A 26198-nucleotide genomic window follows, 5' to 3' on the forward strand; every position below is an offset into this window, starting at 1 on the left:
GTGCGTTACTCGCCTTCACCAAATTTATCGGCAATCAAGGCCAACAAGCCATCCATGGCTTCTTGCTCTTGTGTGCCATCGGTTTCAAGTTCAACTTCGCTGCCAATGCCTGCCGCCAACATCATGACACCCATGATGCTTTTGGCATTCACACGGCGATCGCCTTTGCTAATCCACACCTCACATGAGAAGCTGCCGGCGAGCTTGGTGAGCTTGGCAGACGCACGTGCGTGCAGGCCTAATTTATTGCTGATGGTCGTTGTAGTTTTGATCATGGATTCGACGGTTTTGATTTTGAGGAGCGGTGATGGCAACTTGCATCACACCTTGCGTGCCGCCTGTCAGGGCGCGCGCCACCAGCGCATCAAGCGACTCATGGCGATAACACACCGATCTAAAGAGCATGGGTAAATTCACACCCGCAATGAGTTTGGCATTGCTGCCCAGCACTAGCTTTTGCGCCACATTGGCAGGCGTTGCACCAAAGATATCGGTCAACACCAACAAGCCGCTGTCCAAAGCAGAACCTGCCGCGTCTAAGGCCTGAGCCAAGGTGTCTTCTGGTTGCGCATGTGGCAAGACATCGAGAGCGATGACATCCGCTGAACACTCGGAATACACATGCATGGCACAGTCACGCAAGGCGCTGGCCAGCGGCGCATGGGCAATGATGAGGATGCGGTTATTCATAGAAAGGAAAAGTGCGTTGCGCAGATTATCAGCTGTCAGATTTGTGTTTTAAAAAATAGCCATAAGACGCAAGACAGCAGACAAAAAAGACGGCCATGGCCAACTGAAACGATTGCAGCTCTTGCCAGCCAGCGGCCTTGAAACCGTCAATCATCAGCCCCATGCCCCACTGCACCACAAATACACCTAAGAACAGCACCAAGTTGTAGGCTGACAACGCACGCCCCGCTAACGCGGAAGGGAACGCCATACCGACCGCAGGTTGTGCCAACGACACGAATGAGCTACTGATGCAAAACAGCGCCCAATGCAGGGCCCCAGCATCCGAACCTGCCAACACGATGTAGATCTGCACGCAAAAATTCAGCGGCACACCGTAGGTCATCAATTTGTTGGCATTCAAGCCGCGTGCGTACAACATGGGCGTGACCAAACCCCAGAGCCAAAATGTGACCAACATACACACGTTGATCCAGAACAAGCCCGTCGCCGCCTCAAGCGACGAATAACCCGCCACTTTGATCATCCAAGGTCCAGCCCACAGAGTTTGCATGGCAATCAAGCCACCGTAGTTGAAGAAGCCCATTGGTGTGAGGCTTCGAAAGTAGGGGTGTGCCCACACTTGCGCGTAGCTGGCCAAAATACCCACAGGTTTAGCTTGTGTCGGGAGTGAATCGGGCTGCTTTGCCACACGCCATTTGGGCACTTGCCACATCATCAGCCCCATGGAAAGAACGATCAACAAGGCCAGTCCAACAAACATCCAGCGCCAACCGATGACCGGCAGCAACCACTGAACGGGCAAGGTCGACGCCAACATGCCGAATGCACCTGTCATCAACATCCATGAATTAGCCCGCTGCTGTTTCTCCATCACCAACCAGCGGCGATAACCCGTGAGAGGCGCCATCAAACAAGCACTCACGCCCACACCAATGAGCACGCGCGCCAACAATAGCCCGCCAAAGTCAGTTGCCCACGAGAACGCCAAACACCCCAAGACAGCCACACCTAAAAAACTCAGCACGACTTTTTTGGGGCCATGTTGATCTAGCCAGTGGCCCATCGGCAATTGCGTGAGTGCGAAACCAAAAAAATAACCTCCAGCTAAAAGCCCAAGGTCACGCGCTTGCAAACCAAACTCGAGGGTCAAGGTCGGAGACAGCGTCGCCGTGATCGCCCGCAGCAAAGCAGACAGAAAGTAGGCCGATGCAAAAGCAACAAACACCCACACCGCCGCTCGGCGCGACAACACATCGTGGTTCATGGCAACTTGATTCCTGAAAAATATGTTTCTGCAGCCTCTGGCAAACCTTTGTCTTTGGTTTTGCCATACACCGCAGCTTGGTAAATTTTGTTGCCATAGGCAAACCAAACCCACTGCACTTGGTGCGCATCCGTCAGAACGTGCGTGCGTGCAGACAATCCATGATCACTCACCCCTTTGATCGCCCAGTTTTGTGATGTGGCGTCGCCAGGCTTGGCATTGGCTGCTGCCAAGCCCGCCAAACGCCAGGCTCGTATGGACTCTTCTGCACTCAAACCTTGCTGCGCGTTCATATGCCCAAAGGTGAATTGCATTTGGCTTGCTTCACATCCATACAAGGACAAGCTAGTTTCTACATCGTGATTGACAACTCGCAGAGCAACAGTTCGCGTGGCTTGGTCGGGCTTGCAAGGCATCAACACCATGACGTCGGATGCGTCCACACTGACTTGTCGCCAATTCAAGGCAGGCGAACAAGCGACTAGCGTCAGCGCCAGAATGAACCAAATGATTGAACGCATCACATACCGTTTCATACTCGCATTATCCAATCAAGCAAACGGGGCATGACGTCTAGTCCATGCCCCGCTCAAATCAGCATAGATCTCTGGGACCTACTGACTATTAATTGCTTGGTTTATTTCGCTCTGAAGTCATCGTGACAGGCTTTGCATGTGCCGGCTGTTGCAGAGAAGGCTGTTTTAAATGCATCTTCTTTGCCAGTCTTAGCAGCGGCGGCTAATTTCGTAGATTCAGCTTGAAACTTTTCTGCGGCTTCTTTGAACTTGGCCGTTTGTTTCCAGATTTCAGGCTTTGCTTTGGTTTCGCCTACGTCGGTGCCATCACCGAAAGCAGCCCAAGGCAACTTCGACATGCTGGCAACGATCTCTGCGTTTTCTGCTGCGGATTTTGCGTCGAACGGTACCTTACCTTGCGCCATGGCACCCAAGCGACTGAAATGGGCGGCTGTCACCGTCAGTGCGGCCTTTCGGTATTTCACAGCATCTTCTGGTTTTGCAAACTGTGCGGCGGCAGAGAAACTGATGCATGCGGCGCTGATGGCTAATAAGGTCAGAATTGTTTTTTTCATGGCAGTGTCCTTTAAGGTTGAGAATACGCTTTTCGCGGCTTGCAGTTTACGAACATTCAGCCAGCTTGTCTTTTGCCTCTTCGATTGGTCTATGTATGCCCAACACCGCCGCCCTTTACCGCGTTCGCGTTTGGGATTTACCCACACGGGTTTTTCATATTTTGTTAGCCGTATGTGTCTTGGGCTTGGTGGTCAGCGGTGAGGTAGGCGGTGACGCGATGCAGCTGCACTTCAAACTTGGCTATGCCGTGCTAACGCTGGTCTTATTTCGCTTTGTATGGGGGTTTGTAGGCGGCCATTGGTCTAGGTTTTTAAATTTTTTGCCCAGCTTGCCAAAGCTCTTGGCTTATGTGAAAGCTTTGCGCTTAAAACAAGTTCCACACAGCACTGGTCACAACCCACTTGGCGCGCTGTCGGTGGTAGCCATGCTGGTTGCTTTACTCATCCAAGTGCTGAGCGGCTTCATGAGTGACGATGAAATTTCTAACTCAGGGCCATGGACAGCCTTTGTGTCATCGGACTGGGTCTCTTTTGCGACCAAATACCACAGTGATATCGGCAAGGTTCTCGTCATCCTTTTGGTGATCTTGCACGTAGGGACCGTGCTTTTTTACAAAAAACTCAAAAGGGAAGACTTGATCACGCCGATGCTGACCGGCGACAAAGTGTTAGCGACTGAAATTCATCCTTCGCGCGACACATGGACCTCGCGCCTTTTTGCTCTCAGCATTTTTGTGGGATGCCTGTATGTGGTCTATCGGTTGGTGAGCTTTGGTTAATTTATTGTGCAGCCCACAAAAAAGCCGCGCTGCTGCGCGGCTTTTTGATTACTCAAACGATTACGCCTTGGCTTGAGCCAACAAGGTAGCGGCATCACTCACTTCAAATTTACCTGGGCCTTCAACGTTCAAGCTCACCACTTTGCCGTCTTTCACGAGCATGGAATAACGATTGCTGCGTAAGCCCATACCTCGCGCCGTTAGGTCGAGTGTCAAACCGGTGGCTTGCGCGAAATCGGCGCTGCCGTCACCCAACATGCGGACTTTGCCGTCGGTGTGTTGGTCACGCGCCCAAGCGCCCATCACAAAAGCATCGTTCACACTGAGACACCAAATTTCGTCGACACCAGCAGCTTTGAACTGCTCATAGTGCTCAACATAGCCAGGTACATGCTTAGCAGAGCAAGTGGGTGTAAATGCGCCAGGCAAAGCAAATAATGCAATGGTCTTGCCTGCAGTAGCCTTAGCCACATCAACGGCGTTCGGGCCAATGCTGCAGCCTTCACCTTCAACCTCTGAATATTCCATCAGGGTGGTGTGTGGCAGGTCGTCTCCAACTTTAATCATGGTATCTCCAATATATTGACGTACAAAAACAAAAACGACCCACATTGTGGGTCGTTTTCTTTAGCCTTGCAGAGCCGAAGCTCTTTGGTATTTAAACCGCAGCAGCTTTCTCAACCAAACGGGTCGCAACCCAGTTTTTGGTTTTCGAAATTGGCTTGCTTTCAGTGATCTCGATCATGTCGCCCAAGTGGTATTCACCTGTTTCGTCATGCGCGTGATACTTGCTCGACTTAGCAACAATTTTGCCGTAGAGCGCGTGTTTCACACGACGCTCAACGAGCACTGTCACTGTTTTAGCGCGCTTGTCGCTAACCACCTTGCCAATCAAGGTGCGTTTGAGGGATTTCTTAGCGTCCGTCATGTTCACTCCTTACTTGGCGGCTTGCTTTTCAGCAAGAATGGTTTTTGCACGTGCGATGCTGCGACGTGTAGAACGCAGTTGTGACGTGTTGTTGAGTTGTTGCGTACCTTTTTGCATGCGCAAGCCAAAGTGAGCTTTTTGCAACTCTTTGACTTCAGCTTCGAGGCCGGCAACGTCTTTTTGGCGCAGTTCAGCAGCTTTCATTTCTTATTTCTCCTGAATTACTGGCCGATCATGCGAGCCACAAAAGTGGTACGCAAGGGCAACTTTGCAGCGGCCAGACGGAATGCTTCACGGGCCAACTCTTCAGGAACGCCTACGATTTCGTAGAGGACCTTGCCGGGTTGGATCTCTGCCACGTAGTATTCGGGGTTACCTTTACCGTTACCCATACGCACTTCAGCAGGCTTTTGGGAGATCGGCTTGTCAGGGAACACACGAATCCAGATACGGCCGCCACGTTTGACGTGACGGGAAATCGCACGACGTGCGGCTTCGATCTGGCGGGCCGTCAGACGGCCGCGATCGGTGGATTTCAGACCGAAGTCACCGAATGCAACGGTGTTACCACGTGTTGCGATGCCGGTGTTGCGGCCTTTTTGCTCTTTGCGGTATTTACGGCGTGCTGGTTGCAGCATGCTTATTCTCCTGTTCCGTCCGCAGCCGTGCCAGTGGATGCGGGCGCGGCAACCTTGCGGACGCGCTTGACGGCAGTTGTAGGGGCACCAGTGGCTTCAGCGGGTTTATCGCTGCCATCCGTTGGTGCGGCATTGGCCCCTGCAGGGCGACGAGCGCCTGTGCGTGCGGGACGATCGCCGGTTGGGCGAGCGTCACGACGGGGACCGCGAGGACGACGCTCTTCTTCGCGTGGCTCAACGGCGGCCGGCAGGTCATTACGACCCAAGGTATCGCCTTTGTAAACCCACACTTTGACACCGATGATGCCGTAAGTGGTTTTAGCTTCAGAAGTTGCGTAATCGATGTCTGCACGCAGAGTGTGAAGTGGCACGCGACCTTCACGGTACCATTCGGTACGTGCGATCTCAATGCCGTTCAAACGACCTGCCGACATGATCTTGATGCCTTGAGCACCCAGACGCATGGCGTTTTGCATGGCGCGCTTCATAGCGCGACGGAACATGATGCGTTTTTCGAGCTGTTGAGTGATGCTGTCAGCGATCAATTGAGCATCGATTTCAGGCTTGCGCACTTCTTCGATATTGACTGCGACTGGCACGCCCAAACGCGCTGCGAGTTCTTTCTTCAAGTTCTCGATGTCTTCGCCTTTTTTGCCGATCACCACGCCTGGACGAGCCGAGAAAATGGTGATGCGTGCGCTTTTAGCGGGACGCTCGATCAGAACGCGAGAAACAGAAGCGTTTTTCAGCTTGGCCTTGAGGTACTCGCGAACTTTGATGTCTTCAGCCAGCATGCCAGCGAAGTCTTTGTTGCTTGCGTACCAACGGCTAGCCCAGTTGCGGCTCACTGCAAGGCGAAAGCCTGTGGGGTGGATTTTTTGTCCCATATCTTCCTATACCTTTCAGTTACCGACTGTCACGTAAACGTGACAGGTAGGCTTGCTGATACTGTTACCGCGGCCTTTGGCGCGGGCAGTGAAACGCTTAAGCGTGGCGCCTTTTTCAACGTAGATGGTTTTCACCTTCAACTCGTCGATGTCTGCACCGTCGTTGTGTTCAGCGTTAGCAATCGCAGATTCCAAAACTTTCTTGACGATACCTGCAGCTTTTTTCTGCGTGAATGTCAGGATGTTCAGAGCCTGGTCAACTTTTTTGCCGCGGATCATGTCCGCGACCAAACGGCCTTTGTCGACCGACAAACGGACGCCCCTAAGGACTGCACGTGTTTCCATGGTCTTTCCTTATTTCTTCTGGACTTTTTTGTCCGCGGGGTGACCTTTGAAGGTACGAGTCAGAGCAAATTCGCCCAACTTGTGACCCACCATTTGGTCAGTGACGTACACGGGCACGTGTTGTTTGCCGTTGTGCACAGCGATGGTCAAGCCGATGAAATCGGGCAAGATCATGGAACGACGTGACCAAGTTTTCACTGGCTTTTTATCTTTAGTTGCGATGGCCTTGTCGACCTTGGCAACCAAATGATGGTCAACAAACGGACCCTTTTTGAGAGAGCGAGTCATTTGTTACCCCTTACTTTTTACGACGCGACACAATCATGACTTGTGTGCGTTTGTTGTTACGGGTACGGTAGCCTTTTGTCAGGTTACCCCATGGGTCAACTGCATGACGGCCTTCACCGGTGCGACCCTCGCCACCACCATGTGGGTGATCCACTGGGTTCATAGCGACGCCACGCACGGTTGGGCGAATACCCATCCAGCGCTTGACACCAGCTTTACCCAATTGACGGAGGCTGTGTTCTTCGTTTGCAACTTCACCAATGGTGGCGCGGCATTCGATATGGATCTTGCGAACTTCACCAGAGCGCATACGCACTTGAGCGTAAGTGCCTTCACGAGCCAACAAAGTGGCTGATGTGCCAGCTGAACGCGCGATTTGTGCACCAGCACCTGGCTTCAACTCGATACAGTGAATGGTTGAACCCACTGGAATGTTGCGAATTGGCAAGGTGTTACCTGCACGGATCGGGGCTTCCGAACCGCTGAGCAACGATGCGCCAACTTCCAAGCCACGTGGTGCAATGATGTAGCGACGCTCGCCGTCTGCGTAACACACCAAAGCGATGTGTGCCGTACGGTTTGGATCGTATTCAATGCGTTCCACTTTCGCTGGGATAGCGTCTTTGTTACGCTTGAAATCCACAACGCGGTAGTGATGCTTGTGACCACCACCCTTATGACGGGTAGTGATGTGACCGTTGTTGTTACGGCCCGATTTTTGGTGCTGGGGTTCCAGCAACGGGGCGTAAGGTTCACCTTTGTGGAGGTGATCACGGGTAACTTTAACGACGCCACGTTGACCGGGCGACGTTGGTTTCATCTTGATGACTGCCATGATTAAGCGGCCTCCCCAGAGATGTTCAGTTCTTGACCTGGCTTCAGAGTCACATAAGCCTTGCGAACGTTGTCGCGACGACCCATAGACTTGCCAAAGCGCTTGGCCTTACCTTTTGTGTTAACCACGTTCACGCTTTGAACTTCAACCTTGAACATCAATTCCACAGCGGCTTTGATCTCAGGCTTTTCAGCGTTTTGCAGCACTTTGAAGGTGACGACGTTATGCTTTTCTGCAACCATGGTGGCCTTTTCGGACACGACGGGAGAGACCAACAATTGCATCAAACGACCTTCGTCGAATTTGGTTTGTTTGTGTCCGTGGCTCATGCGAACATCTCCTTGAGTTGGTCCATGGCACCCTTGGTCACGAGGACTTTACGGTAGTGCACCAATGACAATGGATCTGCGTAGCGAGGCTCAACCACCAACACGTTTGGCAAGTTGCGTGACGCCAAGTACAAGTTGTCATCAACTTCCTCAGAGATCACCAACACTGACTCAAGGTTCATCGCCTTGAATTTAGCTGCCAACAATTTGGTTTTTGGAGCATCAACCTTCAAAGACTCAACCACAGCCAGACGACCTTCGCGGGCCAACTGGGACAAGATCGAAGCCATACCAGCGCGGTACATCTTCTTGTTGATCTTCTGTGTGAAGTTCTCGTTAGGCATGTTCGGGAAAATGCGACCGCCGCCACGCCACAGAGGCGATGACGTCATACCAGCGCGAGCGCGGCCGGTGCCTTTTTGCTTGAACGGCTTCTTGGTGGAGTGCTTAACTTGCTCACGGTCTTTTTGGGCACGAGTGCCTTGACGCGCGTTAGCTTGGTAAGCGACCACGATCTGGTGAACCAGATCTTCGTTGTATTCACGACCGAACACGGTTTCTGGTGCGTCGTATTTAGACGCAGCTTGACCTTGGTCATTCAGGAGTTCGACTTGCATCAGTTCGCTCCTTTAGCTTTGACGGCGGGATGCACAGTCACGAAGCCACCGGCTGAACCAGGCACTGCGCCACGGATCAACAACAGTTGGCGAGCTTCGTCGATGCGAATCACGTCGAGGTTTTGAGTTGTCACGATGTCAGCGCCCAAATGGCCAGACATGCGCTTACCGGGGAACACGCGACCTGGGTCTTGTGCCATACCGATAGAGCCAGGCACGTTGTGCGAACGGCTGTTACCGTGCGATGCGCGCTGTGACTTAAAGTGGTGACGCTTGATGGTGCCAGCAAAGCCTTTACCGATGGTTGTGCCTTGCACGTCCACCTTTTGGCCCACTGCGAACACATCAGACACAGGCACAGTAGCGCCGGCGGCGTACTTAGCTGCGACATCAGCAGTCACGTGGAATTCTTTGATGATTTCACCGGCTTCGACGCCTGCTTTCGCAAGGTGTCCAGCCATTGGCTTGGTCACGCGCGATGCTTTGCGCGAACCGAATGTGACCTGCAAGGCCACATAGCCGTCGTTTTCCTGGGTTTTCACTTGGGTCACGCGGTTGTTGGACACATCCAACACCGTGACAGGGATCGAATCCCCATCATCAGTGAACAGACGCATCATGCCCACTTTGCGGCCCAGCAATCCCAAACGGATGCTTTGACTCATTGTTTTCTCCAAAACTCTCACCGTAACCACTTCAATTGGCAGTTACGTTTTTGCGTGAAAGACGGTTGATAAATCCCCATGCAAATTGCACAGAGCCCGCGAGTATATCGCGAAAACCACGCCAAGAGCAACTACTCGTTGGCGCGGGGGCTGGAATGAGCTTTGGCCCACTCCAAAGTCACACTAAAGTTTAATCTTTATTGCAACTTGATTTCGACGTCCACGCCCGCTGGCAGGTCAAGTTTCATCAAAGCATCAACTGTTTTATCAGTTGGGTCCACGATGTCCATCAAACGCTGGTGGGTACGGATTTCGAGCTGGTCACGGCTGGTCTTGTTGACGTGCGGTGAACGCAAGATGTCAAAACGCTTCATGCGTGTTGGCAAAGGCACGGGGCCTTTGACAATCGCGCCTGTGCGCTTGGCAGTGTCAACGATCTCAGCAGCAGACTGGTCGATCAATTTGTAGTCAAACGCCTTCAGGCGGATGCGGATCTTTTGCTTGGCGGACATTTAAATTCCTAGCTTAGGCAATGATCTTGGCAACCACACCAGCGCCAACAGTCTTACCGCCTTCGCGGATAGCGAAGCGCAAGCCTTCTTCCATCGCAATGGGGTGGATCAACTTCACAGTGATCGACACGTTATCACCTGGCATCACCATCTCTTTGCCTTCTGGCAACTCGATAGCACCTGTCACGTCAGTCGTACGGAAGTAGAACTGGGGACGGTAGTTGTTGAAGAATGGTGTGTGGCGGCCGCCTTCGTCTTTAGACAACACATAGATCTCAGCTGTGAAGTGCGTGTGTGGCTTGACTGAACCTGGCTTGCACAGCACTTGGCCGCGCTGCACGTCTTCGCGCTTTGTACCGCGCAACAAGATACCCACGTTGTCGCCAGCTTGACCTTGGTCCAGCAACTTGCGGAACATTTCCACGCCGGTACAAGTGGTCTTGACTGTGTCAACGATACCCACGATTTCGATTTCTTCGCCGACTTTGATGATGCCGCGCTCGATACGACCGGTCACCACAGTGCCGCGGCCAGAGATCGAGAACACGTCTTCCACTGGCATCAAGAAAGCACCGTCCACTGCGCGCTCAGGCGTAGGGATGTAGCTGTCCAAAGCAGCAGCCAATTTCAGGATAGCCTCTTCGCCCAATGGGCCTTTGTCGCCTTCGAGGGCCAGCTTGGCTGAACCCTGAATGATTGGGGTGTCGTCGCCTGGGAAGTCGTATTTTTCGAGAAGTTCGCGAACTTCCATTTCGACCAATTCCAACAACTCAGCATCGTCCACCATGTCGCACTTGTTCAAGAACACGATGATGTAAGGCACGCCCACCTGACGAGCCAACAAGATGTGCTCGCGAGTTTGTGGCATTGGGCCGTCAGCAGCCGAACACACCAAAATAGCGCCATCCATTTGAGCAGCGCCAGTGATCATGTTTTTCACATAGTCGGCGTGACCAGGACAGTCCACGTGCGCATAGTGACGTGTTTCAGTCTCGTACTCAACGTGAGCGGTGTTGATCGTGATACCGCGCGCTTTTTCTTCTGGAGCCGCGTCAATTTGGTCGTAAGCCTTAGCTTCGCCGCCAAACTTCAAAGACAGGATCGTGGTGATCGCAGCTGTCAAAGTTGTTTTGCCGTGGTCAACGTGACCAATGGTGCCCACGTTCACGTGCGGCTTGGTACGTTCAAATTTTCCTTTTGCCATTTCTTTTCTCCAAAGAGCAGTGCCCGTGTACAGGTTTTATGTCTGCACGATACTGCTGATTCGCCCCGCACGGGTGACAGGGCGGCGCATCGTCGCAGACAGGGGCCGCTTGACGCAGCCCCATGGGTTTTGTTTACTTAGCGCGTGAAGCAACAATGGCTTCAGCAACGTTGCGAGGGGCTTCAGCGTAGTGCTTGAATTCCATCGTGTAAGTTGCGCGGCCTTGTGACATCGAACGCAGTGTGGTTGAGTAGCCGAACATTTCAGACAATGGCACTTCAGCTTTAATCGCTTTACCGCCACCGACCATGTCGTCCATACCTTGCACCATACCGCGGCGTGAGGACAAGTCGCCCATCACGCTACCAGCGTAGTCTTCAGGCGTCTCAACTTCCACAGCCATCATTGGCTCCAGAATGACTGGCTGAGCTTTGCGGCAACCTTCTTTGAAGCCAAAGATCGCTGCCATCTTGAACGCCATTTCGTTCGAGTCCACGTCGTGGTACGAACCGAAGTGCAAAGTAACCTTGACGTCAACAACTGGATAACCAGCCAACACGCCTTGGCCCAACGCTTCGATCACGCCTTTTTCCACCGCAGGGATGTATTCGCGAGGAACCACACCACCCTTGATCGCGTCAACGAATTCAAAGCCTTTACCAGCCTCTTGTGGCTCAACCTTGAGCACCACGTGACCGTATTGACCTTTACCACCGGATTGACGAACGAATTTGCCTTCGGCCTCTTCGACAGTCTTGCGAATGGTTTCGCGGTAAGCCACTTGAGGCTTGCCCACGTTGGCTTCCACACCGAATTCACGCTTCATGCGGTCGACAATAATTTCCAAGTGCAATTCGCCTTGACCACCGATGATGGTCTGGCCAGATTCTTCGTCTGTTTGCACGCGGAAAGAAGGATCTTCTGCAGCCAAACGTGACAAAGCCATACCCATTTTTTCTTGGTCAGCTTTTGTCTTTGGCTCAACAGCTTGGCGAATCACGGAGTCGGGGAACACCATGCGCTCCAAGGTGATCACGGCTGCTGGATCGCACAAGGTTTCGCCCGTGGTCACATCTTTCAAACCCACGCAAGCAGCGATGTCGCCCGCACGGATTTCATCAACTTCTTCACGGTTGTTGGCGTGCATTTGCACGATACGACCGATACGCTCTTTCTTGCCGCGCACAGGGTTGTACACGGTATCGCCCTTTTTCAGAACGCCAGAGTAAACGCGCACGAAAGTCAACTGACCCACAAATGGATCGGTCATCAACTTGAATGCCAAGGCAGAGAATTTTTCGTTGTCATCGGCTTTACGAATGACTTCTTTTTCGTCTTCGTCAAAGCCCTTGATGGCTTTCACGTCCAACGGAGAAGGCATCAATTCAAGCACTGCATCCAACATGCGTTGAACGCCTTTGTTCTTGAACGCTGTACCGCACAACATGGGTTGAATTTCGCTGTTGATGGTACGCACGCGCAAGCCGTGTGTGATTTCTTCTTCAGTCAAGTCACCTTCTTCAAGGTACTTGTTCATCAACTCTTCCGATGCTTCAGCCGCAGCTTCAACCATCTTCTCGCGCCACTCTTTGGCCAATTCCACCAAGTTGGCTGGAATCTCTTCAAAAGTGAACTTCATACCTTGAGACGCCTCGTCCCAAATGATGGCTTTCATTTTGCGGAGGTCAACCACGCCGGTGAAGTTGTCTTCAGCGCCGATTGGGATCACGATTGGCACAGGATTGGCCTTCAAGCGCAACTTCATCTGGTCCACGACCTTGAAGAAGTTGGCACCTGTACGGTCCATCTTATTCACAAAGGCCAAACGTGGCACTTTGTACTTGTTAGCTTGACGCCACACAGTTTCAGACTGGGGTTGCACACCACCCACAGCACAGTAAACCATGCAAGCACCGTCGAGCACGCGCATGGAGCGCTCAACTTCAATCGTGAAGTCAACGTGGCCAGGGGTGTCAATGATGTTGATGCGGTGATCTGGGAAAGAGCCATCCATGCCCTTCCAGAAACAAGTGGTCGCAGCAGAAGTGATCGTGATACCACGCTCTTGCTCTTGCTCCATCCAGTCCATGGTGGCAGCGCCATCATGCACTTCACCAATCTTGTGGTTCACACCGGTGTAATAAAGAATACGCTCTGTCGTGGTGGTTTTACCAGCGTCAATGTGCGCTGAAATACCAATGTTGCGATAGCGCTCAATGGGGGTATTGCGAGCCATGTTTTACCTTTGAATTTAGAAGCGGAAGTGGCTGAACGCCTTGTTGGCTTCGGCCATGCGGTGAACTTCGTCACGCTTTTTCATAGCACCGCCACGACCTTCAGACGCTTCCAACAACTCGTTGGCCAAGCGCAAAGCCATGGATTTTTCACCGCGCTTGCGAGCGGCTTCCTTCAACCAACGCATGGACAAAGCCAGGCGACGGACTGGGCGAACTTCAACGGGCACTTGGTAGTTAGCACCACCCACGCGGCGGGATTTAACTTCCACCATGGGCTTGACGTTGTTGATGGCCACATTGAACAACTCGAGCGGATCTTTGCCCGATTTTTGTTCGATTTGCTCCAAGGCACCGTAAATGATGCGCTCGGCAACAGCTTTCTTGCCGCCTTCCATGATCACGTTCATGAATTTAGACAGCTCGACATTGCCGTACTTTGGATCCGGCAGGATTTCACGTTTAGGGACTTCGCGACGACGTGGCATATTTCACCTCTTATTTGCTTCAGTTGGCATCTTCTTCAGACACCGCAAAAACCATTTTGGTTTTCACTTACTCGACCCACAGCGGGTCACTACGCTGATTCACCGCGCCACGCGGGAAACAGCACCTGTTTGATCAAAAGATCTGTGCTTACTTAGCCTTTGGCTTTTTAGCGCCGTACTTAGAACGCGATTGCTTACGGTCTTTAACACCTTGCAAATCGAGCGAACCGCGCACGATGTGGTAACGCACACCTGGCAAGTCTTTGACACGACCGCCGCGCACGAGCACAACGCTATGTTCTTGCAAGTTGTGGCCCTCACCGCCGATGTACGAAATGACTTCGAAACCGTTGGTCAAGCGAACTTTGGCAACTTTACGCAGCGCAGAGTTAGGCTTCTTAGGCGTCGTGGTGTACACACGGGTGCACACGCCACGGCGTTGTGGAGAGTTTTGCATCGCAGGGCTTTTGGACTTGATCGTTTCGACCTCGCGCCCCTGACGCACCAATTGATTGATGGTTGGCATTGTTTGTAACGTCCCTAAACGTTGAAATAAAAAGAAAACGTGAATCCCTTCGGAATTTCCGAAAAGCCTTCTAGTGTACCAGCATCGAAGGCATCAGGCAAATTTAGCCCGAAATGCCTCAAGTAGTGGCTATTTCACCCACAAACGCACGGAATCCCATGCGCGACCAACAAAGCCCGCTTGCTCGACGGTGTCCAGCACCAACAAAGGAACATCCACCAGCGGTTTCTGGTCTAACGTCACCTTCAAAGCGCCCACCACCTGTCCACGGTTGAGCGGCGCAACCAAGGGATCAGGGCGAGCCACTTGGGTTTGGATGCGGCCAGCAGCGCCAGCTGGCACCGCCACCACGATGGGCGTGAAACGGCCCAATTTGACCTGGCTGCCACGCCCCTTCCACACGTTGGGTGTAACCACCGCTTGGTTAGCATCAAAAAGCTTAATGGCATCAAACGCCGTGTAGCCCCAATTCAACAGCTTTTGCGATTCAGTAGCGCGCGCGTTCTCGCTAGAAGCTCCCAACACAATCGACAGCAATCGGCGCTGGCCCACACCCGGCGCCTCACGCTTGGCAGTGGCGATCAAGCAAAAACCTGCGGCATCGGTGTGACCTGTTTTCAGGCCGTCCACGCTGGGGTCACGGAACAACAACAAGTTGCGGTTGCTTTCATTGGCTGCAGGCGTACCGGGATAGCGGTATTTTTTGATGGCGTAGTAGCCCACGTAATCGGGAAAGTCTTGCATCAAGCGACCGGCCAAGATGCTCAGATCGCGCGCCGTGGTGGTATGGCCTGGCTCGGTCAAACCTTCTGGATTCTTGTAGCCCGTGGACTTCATGCCCAGCACCTTGGCCTGGGCATTCATCATTTGCACAAAGTGCTCTGCCGTGCCGCCCACACCTTCAGCCAAGGCCATGGTGGCATCGTTGCCCGACTGAACAATCATGCCTTTGATGAGGTCTTCCACTGGCACCTTCATCTTGGGGTCGATGAACATGCGTGAGCCTGGCATCTTCCATGCGCGCTCGCTCACGCCAAAGGTTTGTTGCAGGCTGATTTTTTTAGCCTTGAGTGCATCAAACACGATGTAAGCCGTCATCAACTTGGTCAACGACGCTTGCTCAATCGGCTTGTCGGCATCCAACTCCGCCAAGGTTTGCTGCGCTGTCAAATCCACCAACAAATACGCACGCGCAGCGATTTCGGGCGGCTGTGGCAGTTGGGCCTGCGCTTGAAAGACGCAAGTCAAACCCATCAAAAAACCAATGAAAGTGGTGCTCAGAAGTCGTGTCATGGCTGTCTTCTAAAAATAAGTCAAAGAATTGGGCGCGCTCCAAAGGGAAACGCCCGTCAACACTGACAAGGCTTAGCCCTGCAAATGGCGCACCACTAAATTCTTGAGAAGCGGTAATTGTCCATGAAAGAAATGACCGCCACCCGGCACCACCGTCACGGGCAGGCTTTGTGGGCGCGCCCAGTCCATCACCGAAGCCAGCGACACCGTATCGTCTTGTTCGCCATGCACGACCAGCGTTTTGTCATGCAATGCAGGCGCTACAGGCGCCACTGTGAACCGCTGCGCGGCCGTGCCAACAAACACCACCTTCTCAATCTCACGGTGCGTGTGCAGCTCGGCCAAAGCATGGCTGGCCACAAAAGAACCAAACGAGAAGCCCGCAATGGCCAACGGTCCGACCGGTGCCACTTGCTCAACCACGCGCAAAAAGTCACGCGCTTCGCCCGCGCCAGCATCATGCCCCCCCCCGGAGGCGCCCACACCACGGAAGTTAAAACGCACCACCGTCCAACCGCACTGCACAAAGGAACGCGCCAAGGTTTGCACCACTTTGTTATCCATCGTGCCGCCAAACAGAGGGTGCGGATGCGCCACGATGGCCACACCGCGCGACACGCCCTCGAGCTCGTCACGCAAAGCTTCGATGACGCCCGCTTCGCCTTGCAGTGTGATTTTTTGAGTTTGCGAATTCATGCTTCAGCGCCCCACGTTGGCGGGCACCACCAAACGCTCGACCACTTGGCCGTTTTTCAAGTGGCTTTCCACAATCTCGTTCACATCGCTCTTATCCATCACCGTGTACCAAACGCCTTCGGGATACACCACCGCCACGGGGCCGCCTGCGCAGCGGTCTAAGCAGCCCGCCTTGTTCACCCGCACGCCGCCCGCGCCTGCGAGGCCTGCCGCTTTGACTTGGGCTTTGCAATGGTCAAACGCTTCTTGTGCGCCATGGTTGGCGCAGCAATCTTGGCCGTTCTCGCGCTGATTCAGGCAGAAAAAAATGTGATGTTTGTAGTACGAGTTTTGAGTCATGACGAGATTTTAGTTTTGTGTGCTGCGCTCACGTGACAAACGCCCCAGCGCCAGCATCAACACGGCATAGGGCCACAGCCAGCCCAACCATTGCACCAGGCCATGAAAGCGAATGAAACGGCCCTGCTCCCAAGTCTGCAAGGTCTGCGCGAAATAGGCACTCTCTGGGGATTGGTTCAAGACACTTTGTTGCACCAACACCGCGAGCAACAAAAACGCCCAAGCAGTGCGGGCCGACAGCGGCAGAAACAACAAAGCCACCACACAGCCAAAAACCAAGCCCAGCACCACAGGCAAACCCAACCAAGTCCACGCGTGCGCGGGGCCGTAACTGAGTGCGGCTGACAAGGCACTCACGCCCAACGCCATACCCAATACCACCAACACATACACAAAGCGCTGCCCCGCTTGGCGAATCACACCAAAACCCAACAAGCACGGCACCAACAAACCCAGCATCACACACAACAGCTCGGCGCCTGGCAGCAAAGGCTCAAGCTCAAAGGCACGCAGCGGAATCCAATCTTCAAATGGCGTGGCTTCAAAGGCGCTGGTCAACGCGTCTTCCACACGCTCCCACACCTGCCCCAAACCCAAGGGCACGGCCACAGGAAACAACAAAGCGGCAGGCCACACCGCCATCAACACCAATGCCATGTAGGCGTCACGCACAAACCAACGTTCGCGGAATTGGCTCCAACGGCGCAGCAGTCCTAAATGCTCGAGCGAATTGGCCAACACCGCACCCATGAAGGCGCCTAAGGTGTTGAGCAAAAAATCTGGCAACGATGGCACGCGCGCTGGCAAGTAGCTTTGTAGGCCTTCCATCGTGAGCGACAGCACCGCAGCCGCCAACGTGGAGAGCAACACCTCGCGGGTTTGCCAGCCCATGCGCATGGCGCTCAAAGTTAAGAAGAAGCCCAGCGGGGCGTAGCCCAAGACGTTGGCCACCACATCAAACCCCAACCAATACTTGGGCCAAGGTGCGGTGAGAAACGACCACGTCCAAATGCCTTGGTCACGCCAATGGTCAAACGGGTACAGGCTGGCGTAGACGATCAACGCCACGCAAATTTGCGACAGGGGCCAAGCGGACGTTTTACGCATGGGCCAGCGCGTGTTTTAGAAAGGTTTGACGACCACCAAGATCACGGCAATGGTCAGCAAGACCACCGGAATCTCGTTGAACCAGCGATACCAAACGTGGCCACGCGTGTTGGTGCGCGCTTCGAACTTGCGCAACAAGCGGCCGCAGCCGTGGTGGTAGCCCAATGCCAGCAACACGATGGTGAGCTTGGCATGCATCCAACCATTGCCCACACCGACCAAGCCAATGCCGTAATACAGCCACAGCACCAAGCCTAAGGCCACCGCAGGCACCATCAACAAAGTGGTGAAGCGCATCAGCTTGCGTGCCATCAGCAGCAAGCGCGCCTCTTCAGCCTCAGAGCCCTCGGGAACCGCGGCCAAGTTCACAAAAATGCGCGGCAGGTAAAACAAGCCCGCAAACCAGCTGACCACAAAGATGATGTGAAAAGATTTGATAAAAAGCATGTTTCCAGTTTAGCCGCGCTTGATAAAACCAAGCGTTAACACAGGCTGCTATGGCGCTTTGTGTACATGTGATGGTTACAAACAGGCACAATTTCACCCATGCAACACCCATTCGCCTCTTTCCCAGCCAACCGCCCTCGCCGTTTGCGCCGTGACGATTTCACCCGCCGCTTGGTGCGCGAACACGCCTTGAGCGTGAACGACCTGATTTACCCCGTCTTCGTGCTCGAAGGTGAAAACCGCCGTGAAGCCGTGGGCTCTATGCCCGGCGTCGAGCGTTTGAGCTTGGACTTGCTGCTGCCCGTGGCCGAACAATGCGTGAAGCTGGGCATCCCTGTGATGGCGCTGTTCCCCGTCATCAGCGCACACCTCAAAACACCCGATGGCGTTGAGGCCACCAACCCTGAAGGCCTCGTGCCCCATGTGGTGCGCGAGCTGAAAAAGAATTTCCCAGAGCTGGGCGTGATGACCGACGTGGCGCTCGACCCCTTCACCAGCCATGGCCAAGACGGCTTGCTGGACGACACCGGCTACATCCTCAACGACATCACCACCGAGATGCTGGTCAAACAAGCCATGACCCAAGCCGATGCAGGCGTAGACATCGTGGCGCCCAGCGACATGATGGACGGCAGGATTGGCGCGATTCGTCAAGCACTTGAAGCTCGCGGCCACATTCACACCCGCATCATGGCTTACAGCGCCAAATACGCCAGCGCGTTTTACGGCCCGTTCCGCGATGCCGTGGGTTCAGCCTCTAACTTGGGCAAGGCCGACAAAAAGGTCTACCAAATGGACCCCGGCAACACCGACGAAGCCCTGCGCGAAGTGGCGCTGGACATCGCCGAAGGCGCGGACATGGTGATGGTCAAACCCGGCATGCCCTACCTCGATGTGGTGCGTCGTGTGAAAGACGAATTCAAAGTGCCGACCTTCGCCTACCAAGTGAGTGGCGAATACGCCATGCTCAAAGCCGCCGCACAAAACGGTTGGCTCGACCACGATGCGGTGATGATGGAAAGCTTGTTGGCCTTCAAGCGCGCAGGCGCAGATGGTGTGCTCACCTATTTCGCCATTGATGCCGCGAAAAAACTGCACGGGTTGTCTTGATGCACTTGCCTGAAGTTCGCTGGTCGCACATTGCCATCGCGGTGATTTCGGGCATTTTGTTTAGCCTGTCATTTAGGCTGAACCAGTTTTTTGACGCACAGTTTGTTTACTCGGCTGGCATCAGTTTGTTGTTTCTGCCAGCAGGCGTGAAGCTCTTGGCAGTGCTGGTGGGGCGCTTGCCTGCCATCGTAGGGCTCTTGGTGGTTGGCATTTATCTAGGTGCAGGAATTTGGCCTGACAAACCCATGTCTTCCGTCGTTTATTTTGCCGTGGTGAGCCTGATGACCTACCCCATTGCCGCCTTTGGGTTGATGCGTTTACTTCACATTCAAGACGACCTAAGCAACCTGCGCTACCACCACATCGTGTGGCTGTCACTCGCGGCCAGCGTGCTCAACGGCGTGGTGCACAACCTGCTGTACCTCACCCAAGACGTGACCGCCAGCGAAGAGCTGTGGCGCAAAAGCGCAGCCATGGCGTTGGGTGATTTCATGGGCTGCTTTGTGGTGGTGGCCTTGTTTCACACCACCATGAGCCTGCTGCGCAGCGCACGCAGCCACACACCAACGAACTGAACTTAGCCCACGTGCTTGGCAAAAAACGCCAAGGTTCGCGACAGCGCCAGTTTGGCTGAGGCCTCTTGGTACGCGCCCCGATGGTCACAGTTAAACCCGTGGTTGGCCGGATACAAATGCAAAGCCACCTCGGGGTGGGCATGCTTGAACTTCTCCACCGTGTCTAGCGGAATCCAATGGTCTTCTTCGGCGTAGTGCGCCAAGACGGGGCAGTTGGGATGACGCGCAATTTCTTCGTCTGTGGTGGAGCCGCCGCCGTAATAAGGCACAGCAGCGCTCAGGCCCTTCACCAAAGCGGCCGCGCGCCATGACAACAAACCGCCCCAGCAATAACCCACGATGCCCACTTTGCCGCCGCTGGTCTTGGCTGCGTAATCCACCGCCGCTTGAATGTCAGCCATGACACCGGGCGCTGGCAAAGCTTCAATCGCCGCCTTCAGTGCCATGCCAGCTTGCATGTCGTCAGGCGTGTAGCCCAACTCCACACCATGCTTGGCACGGTGGAAGGTGGCAGGCGCAACTGCCAAATAGCCTTGAGCTGCATAACCATCCGCCACTTCCCGGATGTGCGCGTTGACACCAAAAACCTCTTGCACCACCACGATGGCGCCTTTGGGCGCACCTTTGGGTTGAGCCACATAAGCAGGAAATTCAAAACCATCTGCGGCGTGAAGTCGAACGGTCATAGCAAGCACCTCTTAAGTTTTTCAAAAGTCAGTATCAAACAGGTTACTCGTTTTTCAAACACTTCGATGTATCGTGCCGCTCATCCGTTCGTCAAACACGCACACAGGAGACAGACATGAAACCCGTCCTCTTAATCACTGGCGCCAGCCGCGGCATTGGCGCCGCCACCGCCGTTTTGGCTGCGCAACAGGGCTGGGCAGTGGCCGTGAATTACGCCACTAACGCTGCGGCTGCCGAACGCGTGGTGAAACAGATTCAAGACGCAGGCGGCAGCGCCATCGCGGTGCAGGGCGATGTGGGCGACGAAGCGCAAATTTTGCGCATGTTTGCCGAAGTCGATGCCAAGCTGGGTCGCATCTCAGGCCTCGTCAACAACGCGGGCGTGGTGGATGTGACCGCCAAAGTGCAAGACCAAAGCTGGGCGCGGTGGGAACGCATGATGCGCATCAACGTGTTGGGCTCGTTCGCCTGCGCACGCGAAGCTGTCAAACGCATGAGCACGGCACACGGTGGCTCGGGCGGCAGCATCGTCAACGTGTCAAGCGCTGCCGCACGCTTGGGCGCGCCCGGCCAATACGTGGACTACGCCGCGGCCAAAAGCGCCATTGACGCTTTCACCATCGGACTCGCCAAAGAAGTGGCGACAGAGGGCATTCGCGTCAATGCGGTGCGCCCCGGCCTGATTGACACCGACATCCACGCCTCGGGCGGCTTGCCCAACCGCGTGCGCGACTTGGCGCACTTGGTGCCCATGCAGCGCGGTGGCACGTCTGAGGAAGTGGCGCAAGCCATTGTGTGGCTGCTCAGCGATGCGGCGAGTTACACCACCATGAGCTTGATGGAAATTTCGGGTGGGCGTTAATCCGCTAACCCGCTTTGACCTTGGGTGAGTGCCTTCACGCGCAAGGTTTATGCAGCGAAGCCTCCGGCCAAAGCCTTGCGCAAATAATCCACAAACGCCGTCACCGCTCTCGGCACATGGGGTGAATACGGGCGAATGGCATAGAGCTGCTCAGCAAACGCGCCCACGGGTTGCCAGTCTGGCAACACCTGTACGAGCTTGCCTTGCAGCAAAGCGGCTTGCGCGCTGAAGTCGGGCAGCAACGCAATGCCAAGCCCCGTCAACGCAGCCTCCCTCAAAGCTTCGCTGTTATTCGCAGCCAGCTGCCCCGTCACCGGTACGGTGATGCGTTCGTCATTCACTTTGTCTTTTGCTTTGGACTTCACACGCGCCAGCGTCCACGTGGGCGTGTCTTGCGCGCGCAAGTAATGCAGGCAGTTGTGCGCTTGTAAATCCGCTGGGGTTTGAGGTGTGCCCGCACGGCGCAAATACGTTTTGCTAGCCACCAACACTGAATGCGTGCTGCACAAGGTCCACGCCACGTGGGTATCCGGCGGACGAGCGGTATGGCGAATGGCCAAGTCAAACCCCTCAGTGGCCAAACTGCTAAGCCGGTCAGACATGTCTAGCTCGATGCGCACCTCTGGATATTCGCGTAAAAAGTCTGCCAAACGCGGCGCCAATTGCTGACGCGCAAAGGCAACGGGCGCGGTCACGCGCAACAGGCCGCTGGGCACACCCGCCAAGTCGCGCACTTGGGCAAAGCTGTGTTCGATTTGTTCAAACGAGGCTCGCGTGTCGTCCACCAATCGCTGTCCGGCTTCCGTCAAACGCACGCTGCGGGTGGTGCGCTGTACCAACGGCACGCGCGCAGCGCGTTCGAGTTCAGCAATGCGCTGGCTCATGGCGGCCTTACTCACGCCTAGGCGTGCAGCCGCAGCGGTGTAGCTGCCTTGTTGCGCCAACACACTCAGCCAATGCAGGTGGTGCCAGAGTTCACTGATTTTTTGATCATTCATAGCTTGATTGTTCACTATTTTGAACAATCAATTCAAGGTTTGATGCTTGTTTCATGCAACAGCCCTGCCTACACTGCGTCATCTTTCCTCAACACCGAGACACCCTATGACACAAGCCCACATCGCGCATTACATCAACGGCGCCGTTGCCAACGGCAGCAGCACTCGCACCCAACCCGTGTACAACCCAGCCACAGGCGCCGTCACAGGCAACGTGAGGTTGGCCAATGTGGCCGATGTCAACGCCGCAGTGGCAGCCGCCCAAAAAGCCTTCCCTGCCTGGGCCGACACGCCGCCCCTGCGCCGTGCCCGCGTGATGTTCAAGTTCTTAGAGTTACTCAATGCCAACAAAGACAAGCTGGCTCACATGATCACCGCCGAGCACGGCAAAGTGTTCACCGACGCCCAAGGCGAAGTCAGCCGCGGCATCGACATCGTCGAGTTCGCCACCGGCATCCCTCAATTGCTCAAAGGCGATTTCACCGAGCAAGTCTCCACCGGCATCGACAACTGGACCATGCGCCAACCCCTCGGCGTGGTGGCGGGCGTGACGCCCTTCAACTTCCCCGTCATGGTGCCCGCTTGGATGTTCCCTGTGGCCATCGCCGCTGGCAACACCTTTGTGTTGAAGCCCAGCCCGATTGACCCATCGCCTTCGTTGTTCATCGCTGAGTTGCTCAAACAAGCAGGCTTGCCCGATGGCGTGTTCAACGTGGTGCAAGGCGACAAAGAAGCGGTCGACGCCTTGCTGGTTCATCCCGATGTGAAAGCCGTGAGTTTTGTGGGCTCCACGCCCATTGCCAACTACATCTACGAAACAGGCGCACACCACGGCAAGCGCGTGCAGGCCTTGGGCGGCGCAAAGAACCACATGGTGGTCATGCCCGATGCCGACATCGACCAAGCGGTAGACGCCTTGATTGGTGCAGCCTACGGCTCAGCCGGTGAGCGCTGCATGGCCATCAGCGTGGCCGTGTTGGTCGGCGATGTGGCAGACCGTTTGATGCCAAAACTCATTGAACGCACCAAAGCTTTGAAAGTGCTCAACGGCGAAAACCTCGCCGCCGAAATGGGCCCCATCGTGACCGACATCGCGCACAAACGCGTCACCGGCTACATCGAGCAAGGCGTGAAAGAAGGCGCACGCTTGTTGGTCGACGGTCGCAACTTTGACGGCGCTGCTGCTGGCGATGGTTGCAAAAATGGTTTCTGGATGGGCGGCACCTTGTTTGACAACGTCACGCCAGACATGCGCATCTACAAAGAAGAAATCTTTGGCCCAGTGCTCAGCTGCATGCGCGTGGCCGACTTGGCCCAAGCTGTGGATTTGATCAACGCCCATGAGTTTGGCAACGGCGTAAGCTGCTTCACCCGCGACGGCAACGTGGCCCGCGAATTCGCACGCCACATCCAAGTCGGCATGGTCGGCATCAACGTGCCAATCCCCGTGCCCATGGCGTGGCACGGTTTTGGCGGCTGGAAGAAGAGCTTGTTTGGCGACATGCACGCCTACGGTGAAGAAGGTGTGCGTTTCTACACGAAGCAAAAGAGCGTCATGCAACGTTGGCCTGAGAGCATTGGCAAAGGTGCTGAGTTCGTGATGCCTACATCGAAGTAACTTTGTTGCTCTTTGGGGAATGGCGCTGTTGCCAGAGAAGGGGCGGACTGTGCGGTGTGTTGCAGCGACATTCGGATGCGCAGCAGACGAGGAGCAAAACGCACTGCCCAGCTCGCCCCTTCTCTGACAACTACAACAACAAACGCACACAAGCAAGCTACCATCCGTGCACACAACAACAAAGAGTTGAGACATCTGCATGAGTGATTCCCAGTTTGACTACATCATCGTCGGCGCCGGCACCGCAGGCTGCTTGCTCGCCAACCGCCTGAGCGCCAACGCCAGCAAACGCGTCCTGCTCATCGAAGCAGGCCGCAAAGACGATTACCACTGGATTCACATCCCTGTCGGCTACCTGCATTGCATTGGTAACCCCCGCACCGATTGGCTGTACAACACAGCCCCCGATGAAGGCCTGAATGGCCGTAGCCTGCGTTACCCACGCGGCAAAGTGTTGGGTGGGTGCTCAAGCATCAACGGCATGATTTACATGCGTGGCCAAGCGCGCGACTACGACCAATGGGCCGACATCACGGGTGACGCTCGCTGGCGCTGGGACAACGCCCTTCCCTATTTCAAACTCCACGAAGACCACCACGCAGGTGCAAATGCCTCGCACGGTGCCAAAGGCCACAAGAGCGAAGTGCTGCTGGCAGACAACACCGTGTACGGCGAAACCTTGCGCCATCACATTGCAGGCGGCGAATGGCGGGTGGAGAAACAACGCTTGCGTTGGGACGTGCTCGACGCCTTTGCACAAGCCGCTGTGGAGGCAGGCATTCCTGCCACCGACGACTTCAACCGTGGCAGCAATGAAGGCGTGGGTTACTTTGAGGTGAACCAAAAAAGCGGCTGGCGCTGGAACACAGCCAAGGCCTTCATTCGCCCCACATGCTACGCACGTCCTAACTTTGAACTGTGGTCATCTGCCCAAGTGTCAAGGCTGGTCATGAGCACCGATGCTGATGGCACACAACATTGCACCGGTGTTGACGTGTGGACAGGACAAGACTACGTGACTGTCACTGCCAAGCAGTCTGTTGTCTTGAGCGCAGGCGCTATTGGCACACCACAAATTTTGCAGCTCTCGGGCTTAGGCCCCGCCAACTTGCTGAAAGAACACGGCATTGAACCCGTCATCGACCTGCCTGGCGTGGGCGCCAATTTGCAAGACCATTTGCAAATCCGCTCCGTTTTCAAAGTGCAAGGTGTCGACACCCTAAACACCTTGGCCAGCAGTTGGTGGGGCAAAGCCAAAATTGGTTTGGAATACGCCTTTAAACGCAGCGGCCCCATGAGCATGGCCCCGTCGCAGCTCGGCGCATTCACACGCAGCAGCCCAGACCAACCCTACCCCAACATCGAATACCACGTGCAACCGCTCAGCTTGGATGCATTTGGCGAACCGCTGCACAGCTTCAACGCGTTCACCGCCAGCGTGTGCAACTTGAACCCCACCAGCCGCGGCACCGTCAACATCACCAGCGCTAGCTTTGCCGATGCGCCCAAGATTGCACCCAACTATCTGAGCACCGAAGCCGACCGCAAAGTAGCGGCCGATTCCCTGCGCGTGACACGCCGCATCGCTGCCCAACCGGCCCTCGCGAAATACAAGCCAGAGGAGTACAAGCCCGGCGTGCAATACCAAACTGACGAAGACTTGGCACGTTTGGCTGGCGACATTGCTACGACCATCTTCCACCCAGTGGGCACTGCGCGCATGGGTCGCGTCGATGATCCACTGGCCGTGGTGGACCCCGAGTTGCGCGTGCGCGATGGGCGCGGCGGTGTGGTGCGCGGCTTGCGTGTGGTCGACGCGAGCGTGATGCCCACCATCACCAGCGGCAACACCAACAGCCCCACCTTGATGATGGCTGAAAAGGCCGCGCAATGGCTGGCGCACGAGGCCGAACAAGCCTGATCCTCATACGCCTCGGGTTAGCCCGCAAGGGAAAATCCTAGGCAAAACAAGACCAAGTGGCGCTTACAGTTACTGCACTCGAAACGGCGTAAGCGCTGTATCACGAGGGTCTGAGGAGACAAACACAACAGACGCTTCCTAAGGGGCGTCACTCTGAAAAGGCACCGGTCACCCCGGTGCCTTTTGCTTTTTTCAGGCTTGGTATTTCAGACCACAATCCCTG

At 55.0% G+C, this 26198-nt stretch carries 34 protein-coding genes; 6 read left to right on the forward strand and 28 right to left on the reverse strand.

All coding sequences use genetic code 11. The annotated features are described in order from the left end of the window. Positions 1 to 5 precede the first annotated feature (5 nt). The 5 genes from C5F52_RS02775 to C5F52_RS02795 form a co-directional block, all read right to left on the reverse strand. Positions 6 to 275: an HPr family phosphocarrier protein gene (locus tag C5F52_RS02775; protein ID WP_104796783.1), complete on the reverse strand. Its 270-nt coding sequence runs from the start codon at positions 273 to 275 to the stop codon at positions 6 to 8. Then, positions 244 to 690: a PTS sugar transporter subunit IIA gene (locus C5F52_RS02780; protein WP_104796784.1), complete on the reverse strand. Its 447-nt coding sequence runs from the start codon at positions 688 to 690 to the stop codon at positions 244 to 246. Before C5F52_RS02780 ends, C5F52_RS02775 begins: the two co-directional genes overlap by 32 nt. Positions 691 to 718: 28 nt before the next feature. Next, a complete protein-coding gene (locus tag C5F52_RS02785; RefSeq protein WP_104796785.1) occupies positions 719 to 1957 on the reverse strand; it encodes an MFS transporter in 1239 nt (412 codons plus the stop codon). Further along, on the reverse strand, positions 1954 to 2271 hold the full coding sequence (locus C5F52_RS29635; RefSeq protein WP_146100025.1) for a hypothetical protein: 318 nt from the start codon (positions 2269 to 2271) through the stop codon (positions 1954 to 1956). Before C5F52_RS29635 ends, C5F52_RS02785 begins: the two co-directional genes overlap by 4 nt. 323 nt (positions 2272 to 2594) lie before the next feature. Beyond that, positions 2595 to 3047: a cytochrome c gene (locus C5F52_RS02795; RefSeq protein WP_104796787.1), complete on the reverse strand. Its 453-nt coding sequence runs from the start codon at positions 3045 to 3047 to the stop codon at positions 2595 to 2597. 95 nt (positions 3048 to 3142) lie between these two features. On the opposite strand from C5F52_RS02795, the gene C5F52_RS02800 reads away from it, so the two are divergent. Further along, positions 3143 to 3826, forward strand: a complete 684-nt coding sequence (locus tag C5F52_RS02800) for a cytochrome b/b6 domain-containing protein (protein ID WP_104796788.1) — start codon at positions 3143 to 3145, stop codon at positions 3824 to 3826. A 60-nt stretch (positions 3827 to 3886) separates the two neighbouring features. Here the strand turns inward: C5F52_RS02800 and C5F52_RS02805 are convergent, their stop codons facing one another. The 21 genes from C5F52_RS02805 to C5F52_RS02905 form a co-directional block, all read right to left on the reverse strand. Further along, positions 3887 to 4393 (reverse strand): peroxiredoxin, encoded by a 507-nt coding sequence (locus C5F52_RS02805; RefSeq protein WP_104796789.1) that lies wholly within the window; start codon positions 4391 to 4393, stop codon positions 3887 to 3889. A 91-nt stretch (positions 4394 to 4484) separates the two neighbouring features. After that, entirely contained in the window at positions 4485 to 4754 is a 270-nt protein-coding gene (gene rpsQ / locus C5F52_RS02810; protein ID WP_104796790.1) for a 30S ribosomal protein S17, read from the reverse strand. Positions 4755 to 4763: 9 nt separating this feature from the next. Next, positions 4764 to 4958 carry a 50S ribosomal protein L29 gene (gene rpmC, locus C5F52_RS02815; protein ID WP_100147416.1) on the reverse strand — a complete coding sequence of 65 codons (195 nt, stop codon included), beginning with the start codon at positions 4956 to 4958 and terminating at the stop codon, positions 4764 to 4766. Between the two features lie 17 nt (positions 4959 to 4975). Then, complete coding sequence (gene rplP / locus C5F52_RS02820) at positions 4976 to 5392, reverse strand: 50S ribosomal protein L16 (RefSeq protein ID WP_100133884.1); 417 nt, start codon at positions 5390 to 5392, stop codon at positions 4976 to 4978. 2 nt (positions 5393 to 5394) lie between these two features. After that, positions 5395 to 6279, reverse strand: a complete 885-nt coding sequence (gene rpsC / locus C5F52_RS02825) for a 30S ribosomal protein S3 (RefSeq protein ID WP_104796791.1) — start codon at positions 6277 to 6279, stop codon at positions 5395 to 5397. A 15-nt stretch (positions 6280 to 6294) separates the two neighbouring features. After that, complete coding sequence (gene rplV, locus C5F52_RS02830; RefSeq protein ID WP_100133886.1) at positions 6295 to 6624, reverse strand: 50S ribosomal protein L22; 330 nt, start codon at positions 6622 to 6624, stop codon at positions 6295 to 6297. Positions 6625 to 6633: 9 nt separating this feature from the next. Continuing rightward, complete coding sequence (rpsS, locus tag C5F52_RS02835) at positions 6634 to 6912, reverse strand: 30S ribosomal protein S19 (RefSeq protein ID WP_104796792.1); 279 nt, start codon at positions 6910 to 6912, stop codon at positions 6634 to 6636. 10 nt (positions 6913 to 6922) lie between these two features. Then, a complete protein-coding gene (gene rplB, locus C5F52_RS02840) occupies positions 6923 to 7747 on the reverse strand; it encodes a 50S ribosomal protein L2 (protein WP_104796793.1) in 825 nt (274 codons plus the stop codon). Between the two features lie 2 nt (positions 7748 to 7749). Then, on the reverse strand, positions 7750 to 8076 hold the full coding sequence (gene rplW, locus C5F52_RS02845; RefSeq protein WP_104796794.1) for a 50S ribosomal protein L23: 327 nt from the start codon (positions 8074 to 8076) through the stop codon (positions 7750 to 7752). Then, positions 8073 to 8693 carry a 50S ribosomal protein L4 gene (gene rplD, locus C5F52_RS02850; protein ID WP_104796795.1) on the reverse strand — a complete coding sequence of 207 codons (621 nt, stop codon included), beginning with the start codon at positions 8691 to 8693 and terminating at the stop codon, positions 8073 to 8075. Before rplD ends, rplW begins: the two co-directional genes overlap by 4 nt. Then, positions 8693 to 9358 (reverse strand): 50S ribosomal protein L3, encoded by a 666-nt coding sequence (rplC, locus tag C5F52_RS02855; protein WP_104796796.1) that lies wholly within the window; start codon positions 9356 to 9358, stop codon positions 8693 to 8695. Before rplC ends, rplD begins: the two co-directional genes overlap by 1 nt. A 197-nt stretch (positions 9359 to 9555) precedes the next feature. Next, positions 9556 to 9870, reverse strand: a complete 315-nt coding sequence (gene rpsJ, locus C5F52_RS02860; protein WP_104796797.1) for a 30S ribosomal protein S10 — start codon at positions 9868 to 9870, stop codon at positions 9556 to 9558. A 13-nt stretch (positions 9871 to 9883) separates the two neighbouring features. Continuing rightward, a complete protein-coding gene (tuf, locus tag C5F52_RS02865) occupies positions 9884 to 11074 on the reverse strand; it encodes an elongation factor Tu (RefSeq protein WP_104796798.1) in 1191 nt (396 codons plus the stop codon). A gap of 133 nt (positions 11075 to 11207) precedes the next feature. Then, entirely contained in the window at positions 11208 to 13310 is a 2103-nt protein-coding gene (gene fusA / locus C5F52_RS02870) for an elongation factor G (protein ID WP_104796799.1), read from the reverse strand. A 15-nt stretch (positions 13311 to 13325) separates the two neighbouring features. Continuing rightward, positions 13326 to 13796, reverse strand: coding sequence for a 30S ribosomal protein S7 (gene rpsG / locus C5F52_RS02875; RefSeq protein ID WP_104796800.1), 471 nt, complete (start codon positions 13794 to 13796; stop codon positions 13326 to 13328). A 148-nt stretch (positions 13797 to 13944) separates the two neighbouring features. Further along, positions 13945 to 14322, reverse strand: a complete 378-nt coding sequence (gene rpsL / locus C5F52_RS02880; protein ID WP_011466063.1) for a 30S ribosomal protein S12 — start codon at positions 14320 to 14322, stop codon at positions 13945 to 13947. A 129-nt stretch (positions 14323 to 14451) separates the two neighbouring features. Then, positions 14452 to 15615, reverse strand: coding sequence for a D-alanyl-D-alanine carboxypeptidase family protein (locus tag C5F52_RS02885; protein ID WP_104796801.1), 1164 nt, complete (start codon positions 15613 to 15615; stop codon positions 14452 to 14454). A gap of 72 nt (positions 15616 to 15687) precedes the next feature. Continuing rightward, a complete protein-coding gene (locus C5F52_RS02890) occupies positions 15688 to 16311 on the reverse strand; it encodes an alpha/beta hydrolase (RefSeq protein ID WP_104796802.1) in 624 nt (207 codons plus the stop codon). A gap of 3 nt (positions 16312 to 16314) precedes the next feature. After that, positions 16315 to 16650, reverse strand: a complete 336-nt coding sequence (locus C5F52_RS02895) for a ferredoxin (RefSeq protein ID WP_104796803.1) — start codon at positions 16648 to 16650, stop codon at positions 16315 to 16317. A gap of 9 nt (positions 16651 to 16659) precedes the next feature. Next, a complete protein-coding gene (locus C5F52_RS02900) occupies positions 16660 to 17757 on the reverse strand; it encodes a VanZ family protein (RefSeq protein ID WP_104796804.1) in 1098 nt (365 codons plus the stop codon). Positions 17758 to 17772: 15 nt separating this feature from the next. Continuing rightward, positions 17773 to 18204, reverse strand: a complete 432-nt coding sequence (locus C5F52_RS02905) for a CopD family protein (protein WP_104796805.1) — start codon at positions 18202 to 18204, stop codon at positions 17773 to 17775. A gap of 99 nt (positions 18205 to 18303) precedes the next feature. Between C5F52_RS02905 and hemB the strand changes: the two genes are divergently transcribed. Both hemB and C5F52_RS02915 read left to right on the forward strand, forming a co-directional pair. Continuing rightward, positions 18304 to 19314, forward strand: a complete 1011-nt coding sequence (gene hemB, locus C5F52_RS02910; RefSeq protein WP_104796806.1) for a porphobilinogen synthase — start codon at positions 18304 to 18306, stop codon at positions 19312 to 19314. Next, on the forward strand, positions 19314 to 19889 hold the full coding sequence (locus C5F52_RS02915; RefSeq protein ID WP_104796807.1) for a hypothetical protein: 576 nt from the start codon (positions 19314 to 19316) through the stop codon (positions 19887 to 19889). Before hemB ends, C5F52_RS02915 begins: the two co-directional genes overlap by 1 nt. A gap of 2 nt (positions 19890 to 19891) precedes the next feature. On the opposite strand, the gene C5F52_RS02920 is transcribed toward C5F52_RS02915, so the two are convergent. Then, positions 19892 to 20575 (reverse strand): dienelactone hydrolase family protein, encoded by a 684-nt coding sequence (locus C5F52_RS02920; protein ID WP_104796808.1) that lies wholly within the window; start codon positions 20573 to 20575, stop codon positions 19892 to 19894. A gap of 116 nt (positions 20576 to 20691) precedes the next feature. Here C5F52_RS02920 and C5F52_RS02925 point away from each other — a divergent pair, with 116 nt between their 5' ends. Continuing rightward, positions 20692 to 21438, forward strand: coding sequence for an SDR family oxidoreductase (locus C5F52_RS02925; RefSeq protein ID WP_104796809.1), 747 nt, complete (start codon positions 20692 to 20694; stop codon positions 21436 to 21438). Between the two features lie 47 nt (positions 21439 to 21485). Here C5F52_RS02925 and C5F52_RS02930 read toward each other — a convergent pair whose 3' ends face one another. Continuing rightward, positions 21486 to 22436 carry a LysR family transcriptional regulator gene (locus C5F52_RS02930; protein ID WP_104796810.1) on the reverse strand — a complete coding sequence of 317 codons (951 nt, stop codon included), beginning with the start codon at positions 22434 to 22436 and terminating at the stop codon, positions 21486 to 21488. A 106-nt stretch (positions 22437 to 22542) separates the two neighbouring features. Between C5F52_RS02930 and C5F52_RS02935 the strand changes: the two genes are divergently transcribed. Continuing rightward, positions 22543 to 24054: a CoA-acylating methylmalonate-semialdehyde dehydrogenase gene (locus tag C5F52_RS02935; RefSeq protein ID WP_104796811.1), complete on the forward strand. Its 1512-nt coding sequence runs from the start codon at positions 22543 to 22545 to the stop codon at positions 24052 to 24054. A 199-nt stretch (positions 24055 to 24253) separates the two neighbouring features. After that, the gene (locus tag C5F52_RS02940) at positions 24254 to 25975 is read left to right on the forward strand and encodes a GMC family oxidoreductase (RefSeq protein ID WP_104796812.1); all 1722 of its coding nucleotides are present in this window, start codon (positions 24254 to 24256) and stop codon (positions 25973 to 25975) included. Positions 25976 to 26198 lie beyond the last annotated feature (223 nt).

This window comes from Limnohabitans sp. TS-CS-82 (genome assembly GCF_002943475.1).

Excerpts from the sequence above, each read along its gene's own strand:
- C5F52_RS02775 (WP_104796783.1), bottom strand. The coding sequence starts at position 275 with ATGATCAAAACTACAACGACCATCAGCAATAAATTAGGCCTGCACGCA.
- C5F52_RS02780 (WP_104796784.1), bottom strand. The coding sequence starts at position 690 with ATGAATAACCGCATCCTCATCATTGCCCATGCGCCGCTGGCCAGCGCC.
- C5F52_RS02785 (WP_104796785.1), bottom strand. The coding sequence starts at position 1,957 with ATGAACCACGATGTGTTGTCGCGCCGAGCGGCGGTGTGGGTGTTTGTT.
- C5F52_RS29635 (WP_146100025.1), bottom strand. The coding sequence starts at position 2,271 with ATGCAATTCACCTTTGGGCATATGAACGCGCAGCAAGGTTTGAGTGCA.
- C5F52_RS02795 (WP_104796787.1), bottom strand. The coding sequence starts at position 3,047 with ATGAAAAAAACAATTCTGACCTTATTAGCCATCAGCGCCGCATGCATC.
- C5F52_RS02800 (WP_104796788.1), top strand. The coding sequence starts at position 3,143 with ATGCCCAACACCGCCGCCCTTTACCGCGTTCGCGTTTGGGATTTACCC.
- C5F52_RS02805 (WP_104796789.1), bottom strand. The coding sequence starts at position 4,393 with ATGATTAAAGTTGGAGACGACCTGCCACACACCACCCTGATGGAATAT.
- rpsQ (WP_104796790.1), bottom strand. The coding sequence starts at position 4,754 with ATGACGGACGCTAAGAAATCCCTCAAACGCACCTTGATTGGCAAGGTG.
- rpmC (WP_100147416.1), bottom strand. The coding sequence starts at position 4,958 with ATGAAAGCTGCTGAACTGCGCCAAAAAGACGTTGCCGGCCTCGAAGCT.
- rplP (WP_100133884.1), bottom strand. The coding sequence starts at position 5,392 with ATGCTGCAACCAGCACGCCGTAAATACCGCAAAGAGCAAAAAGGCCGC.
- rpsC (WP_104796791.1), bottom strand. The coding sequence starts at position 6,279 with ATGGGACAAAAAATCCACCCCACAGGCTTTCGCCTTGCAGTGAGCCGC.
- rplV (WP_100133886.1), bottom strand. The coding sequence starts at position 6,624 with ATGGAAACACGTGCAGTCCTTAGGGGCGTCCGTTTGTCGGTCGACAAA.
- rpsS (WP_104796792.1), bottom strand. The coding sequence starts at position 6,912 with ATGACTCGCTCTCTCAAAAAGGGTCCGTTTGTTGACCATCATTTGGTT.
- rplB (WP_104796793.1), bottom strand. The coding sequence starts at position 7,747 with ATGGCAGTCATCAAGATGAAACCAACGTCGCCCGGTCAACGTGGCGTC.
- rplW (WP_104796794.1), bottom strand. The coding sequence starts at position 8,076 with ATGAGCCACGGACACAAACAAACCAAATTCGACGAAGGTCGTTTGATG.
- rplD (WP_104796795.1), bottom strand. The coding sequence starts at position 8,693 with ATGCAAGTCGAACTCCTGAATGACCAAGGTCAAGCTGCGTCTAAATAC.
- rplC (WP_104796796.1), bottom strand. The coding sequence starts at position 9,358 with ATGAGTCAAAGCATCCGTTTGGGATTGCTGGGCCGCAAAGTGGGCATG.
- rpsJ (WP_104796797.1), bottom strand. The coding sequence starts at position 9,870 with ATGTCCGCCAAGCAAAAGATCCGCATCCGCCTGAAGGCGTTTGACTAC.
- tuf (WP_104796798.1), bottom strand. The coding sequence starts at position 11,074 with ATGGCAAAAGGAAAATTTGAACGTACCAAGCCGCACGTGAACGTGGGC.
- fusA (WP_104796799.1), bottom strand. The coding sequence starts at position 13,310 with ATGGCTCGCAATACCCCCATTGAGCGCTATCGCAACATTGGTATTTCA.
- rpsG (WP_104796800.1), bottom strand. The coding sequence starts at position 13,796 with ATGCCACGTCGTCGCGAAGTCCCTAAACGTGAAATCCTGCCGGATCCA.
- rpsL (WP_011466063.1), bottom strand. The coding sequence starts at position 14,322 with ATGCCAACCATCAATCAATTGGTGCGTCAGGGGCGCGAGGTCGAAACG.
- C5F52_RS02885 (WP_104796801.1), bottom strand. The coding sequence starts at position 15,615 with ATGACACGACTTCTGAGCACCACTTTCATTGGTTTTTTGATGGGTTTG.
- C5F52_RS02890 (WP_104796802.1), bottom strand. The coding sequence starts at position 16,311 with ATGAATTCGCAAACTCAAAAAATCACACTGCAAGGCGAAGCGGGCGTC.
- C5F52_RS02895 (WP_104796803.1), bottom strand. The coding sequence starts at position 16,650 with ATGACTCAAAACTCGTACTACAAACATCACATTTTTTTCTGCCTGAAT.
- C5F52_RS02900 (WP_104796804.1), bottom strand. The coding sequence starts at position 17,757 with ATGCGTAAAACGTCCGCTTGGCCCCTGTCGCAAATTTGCGTGGCGTTG.
- C5F52_RS02905 (WP_104796805.1), bottom strand. The coding sequence starts at position 18,204 with ATGCTTTTTATCAAATCTTTTCACATCATCTTTGTGGTCAGCTGGTTT.
- hemB (WP_104796806.1), top strand. The coding sequence starts at position 18,304 with ATGCAACACCCATTCGCCTCTTTCCCAGCCAACCGCCCTCGCCGTTTG.
- C5F52_RS02915 (WP_104796807.1), top strand. The coding sequence starts at position 19,314 with ATGCACTTGCCTGAAGTTCGCTGGTCGCACATTGCCATCGCGGTGATT.
- C5F52_RS02920 (WP_104796808.1), bottom strand. The coding sequence starts at position 20,575 with ATGACCGTTCGACTTCACGCCGCAGATGGTTTTGAATTTCCTGCTTAT.
- C5F52_RS02925 (WP_104796809.1), top strand. The coding sequence starts at position 20,692 with ATGAAACCCGTCCTCTTAATCACTGGCGCCAGCCGCGGCATTGGCGCC.
- C5F52_RS02930 (WP_104796810.1), bottom strand. The coding sequence starts at position 22,436 with ATGAATGATCAAAAAATCAGTGAACTCTGGCACCACCTGCATTGGCTG.
- C5F52_RS02935 (WP_104796811.1), top strand. The coding sequence starts at position 22,543 with ATGACACAAGCCCACATCGCGCATTACATCAACGGCGCCGTTGCCAAC.
- C5F52_RS02940 (WP_104796812.1), top strand. The coding sequence starts at position 24,254 with ATGAGTGATTCCCAGTTTGACTACATCATCGTCGGCGCCGGCACCGCA.